General features: G+C 40.3%; 1 protein-coding gene. It reads left to right on the top strand.

The features are described from left to right. Window positions 1-479: peptidoglycan-binding domain-containing protein (locus LIR34_RS17585; RefSeq protein ID WP_207718755.1), on the top strand; the 479-nt coding region annotated here is incomplete at its 5' end. Window positions 480-553: the final 74 nt, after the last annotated feature.

A 553-nucleotide genomic window follows, 5' to 3' on the forward strand; every position in this document is an offset into this window, starting at 1 on the left:
GTATCCGCCGATATTTAGCCTTGTCGCTTAAAGCGACTGAGGAGCATGTGACTTCTAGTCATGTGAGATCCACTTACTGGTATGGAACGCTGTTGAAAAAACATTGCGGCAGCATTTTGACTTTAGACGGGCAGTATGGAAGCAGAACGAGGAAAGCTTCGCTGACTGTGTGGAAAGATGTAGTAAATCGTTTATATGGCGGAAAGTTGTCCTTTGATGGAGAACTCTTTGATTCTGAATGTATGAATACTGCCCGGACAATTGTGCTGTCGTTCGGAAGTTCCGGTACGCTTACAGCGATAGCAGAGGGAATTCTGGCAGCAGAAGGTATGTATTTGGGAAATATTGATGCACAGTTTGGCACGGAAATGAAAAAATCAACAAAAGCATTTCAGATGAAGTATGGACTTGTTCCAGACGGAGAGGCGTTTTTCTATATTCACCCAAAGAAAACACTTGTTCGAAAAATGGAAGTGTAGTATACTTAATAAAGAATGGAGTTAAATGAATTTTTAAATTCTACCTTGCAAGAGTAAATTCTATACCTATAGAA

The organism is Blautia sp. MSK17_66 (assembly GCF_020538025.1).
GTDB lineage: Bacteria > Bacillota > Clostridia > Lachnospirales > Lachnospiraceae > Blautia_A.